Source organism: Mesorhizobium sp. M8A.F.Ca.ET.207.01.1.1, assembly GCF_004794715.1.
Taxonomy (GTDB): Bacteria; Pseudomonadota; Alphaproteobacteria; order Rhizobiales; family Rhizobiaceae; genus Mesorhizobium.
In genome coordinates this window covers 1-322 of sequence record NZ_SRUS01000368.1, presented here as the reverse complement: position 1 = coordinate 322, position 322 = coordinate 1, and the positions used below count along the sequence as shown (strand labels likewise).

1 protein-coding gene is annotated in these 322 nt (G+C 65.8%); it reads right to left on the bottom strand.

Annotated elements, in window-relative coordinates; translation table 11 throughout:
- A partial coding sequence (locus EN850_RS34955) for a YbjQ family protein (RefSeq protein WP_136093028.1) occupies positions 1-305 on the bottom strand: 305 nt, incomplete at its 3' end.
- Positions 306-322 lie beyond the last annotated feature (17 nt).

The following is a 322-nucleotide window of genomic DNA, read 5'->3' as shown; positions in this document are numbered from 1 at the left end:
GCGTGTCGGATGCCCATGATTGCGTTGGGACCCAGCTGCCGCGCGTGCTTGAGCATGGGGCGGTAGGTTTCCTCGCGAGCCTGTTCGCACAGCTCGGTGTAGATGGTGATGTTGCCGCCGAAGATCGTCTGGATACCGCCGAGAAAGTTGCCGACGATCGAGCGCGAGCGTACGGTGATGCCGCGCACCACACCCAGGATGCGCACGACGCGATGGCCGGGCAGCTCGAAGGCGGTGGTGACCAGCGAATCGTCGAAGCGCAGCGCGGGTGGGGTGGGGGTACCGCCGTTGTAGGGGTCTGCCATGGTCGCGTCCGTATCGG